Raw genomic sequence first — 2,111 nt, 5'->3', positions numbered from 1 at the left:
CGCACCAGGGCCGCGAAGAGGCCCAGGTGCAGGGCGGTGGACACGAGACCCACGCCGGCGAAGCGGACGAGCTGCTGCGACAGGCGGATTCGCGGCAGAGACGAGGAGGCGGACATCGTCGTCACTGGACGGGCTGGGTGAGGTCGTAGAAGGTCGATCCGTCGATCGTCACGGGGGTGAAGTTGTCCTCCACCCACGAGCTGATCTCCGACGAGGCGCTGCTGCCACCGTTCTGGTTGCCGAATCCCCTTCCGCCGCTGGCGAAGTAGTGGATCTGGCCGTTGGCGACGTAGTGCTGGAACTGCGCGAGCGTGGGGCTCGGGTCCGAGCCGTTGAAGCCGCCGATGGCCATGACCGGGAGCTGTGTGCCGAGCTGGAGTCCTGCCGCGGTCTGCGAGCCGATGGCTGCGGCGACCCACGTGTAGCGGTCGGCGTTCGCCGAGAGCGCCGACACGACGGCCGTGCTCGGTGTCGAGGCGTCGAGCAGACCGCCCATGCCGCCCCCGGCGCCTGTCTGCGGGCCACCCTGCGGGATCGTGCCGTTGTTGCCGGTCTGGCCGGGCAGCTGGGGCGGGGTGCCCCCACGGAAGCCGGCCCCGCCACCGGGACCACGGCTCGACCCGGCGGGACCGGCTGTCACGATGGAGCCGCTGTGGCCCTGGGAGGTGGTCGACACGGCATACGCCCCCGGGCCGGCGAGGCCGGCGACGAGCGCCGCGGCGAGGACGGCGGGCACGGCCCGGGCGTGCATCCACCGGGTCGCGAGGATGAGCAGAGCGGCGGCCATCCCCACCGCGAGCACCGAGATGCGGAGCCAGTCACCGTAAGCCGTCGTGCGCGAGAGGAGGATGAAGCCCCACGTCGCGGCCGCGGCGGTCGCGGCGGCGAGGGCGATGGTGGCGACGGCGCTCGATCGGCGCTCCCAGGCCTCGACCGCACCCATGCCGACGACGGCACCGATCGCCGGGGCGAGGGCCACGGTGTAGTACTCGTGGAAGATGCCGGCCATGAACGAGAAGACGAGGATCGTGACGACGAGCCAGCCACCCCAGACGAGGTAGGCCGCGCGGGGCAGGTCGGTGCGCGGGCGACGGCCACGCAGCCACAGGCCGGCTGCGAGGAGGATGAGCGCGCTGGGGATGAGCCAGGAGATCTGGTCGCCGACGCTCGAGGAGAACATCCGGAACAGCCCGGTCGAGCCCCACATGCCGCCACCGGTCGCGCCACCACCGCCGCCGACCGAGCCGGTCTCGTCACCGCTGAGGCGGCCGAGGCCGTTGTAGCCGAAGGTCAGCTCGAGGAAGGAGTTCGTCTGGCTGCCACCGATGTACGGGCGGGCCGAGACCGGGACGAGCTCGACGATCGCGACCCACCAGCCCGCCGACAGCACCATGGTGCCGACGGCCAGGAGCGAGTGGACGATGCGCTTGCGCAGGGTGGTCGGGGCGGCGATGAGGTAGGCGAGCCCGAAGAACGGCACGACGAGCAGGACCTGGAGGGTCTTGGTGAGGAAGCCGAGGCCGATGAAGACCCCCACGATCATCATCCACTTCGGCGAGGCCTGCTCGATCGCCTTGATCGTGGCCCAGGCGCCGAGCGCCATGAGCAGGGTCAGGAGGGCGTCGGGGTTGTTGAAGGTGAACATCAGGGCGGCGACGGGCGTCAGCGCGAGGACGACCCCGGCGATGAGACCCGCAGCAGCACCGAACTGGCGCTTGACCGTGGTGTAGACGACGCCCACGGTCGCGACGCCCATGAGCGCCTGCGGCAGCAGGATCGCGAACGAGCTGAGGCCGAGCAGCCGCACCGACAGGGCCATCACCCAGAGGGAGGCCGGCGGCTTGTCGACGGTGATCGAGTTGGCGGCGTCGGAGCTGCCGAAGAAGAACGCCTTCCAGCTCGCGCTGCCAGCCTGGACCGCGGCGGAGTAGAACGAGTTCGCGTAGCCGCTCGCGGTGAGGTTCCACGTGTAGAGCACGAGCGTCAGGAGGAGCAGGCCGAGGAGCGCCGGGCGGGCCCAGCTCGGGTCGGCCTCGGCCCCGCGCCAGACGTGCCGGATCCGACCGGGACGACCCGCGCGGGCGTCGGGCGGCGTGGTCTGGGGTCGGGAG

General features: G+C 71.5%; 1 protein-coding gene. It reads right to left on the bottom strand.

What is annotated here, in order from left to right:
- Positions 1 to 121: 121 nt before the first annotated feature.
- Positions 122 to 2,111, bottom strand: a 1,990-nt coding sequence (locus AC1DP0_RS21240) for an ArnT family glycosyltransferase (RefSeq protein WP_478088448.1), incomplete at its 5' end; no start/stop codon positions are given.

The sequence above is a fragment of the Terrabacter sp. P5_B1 genome, from assembly GCF_056400505.1.
Note: the sequence above shows the minus strand (reverse complement) of the source record. Positions and strands in the feature narration are given on the sequence as shown.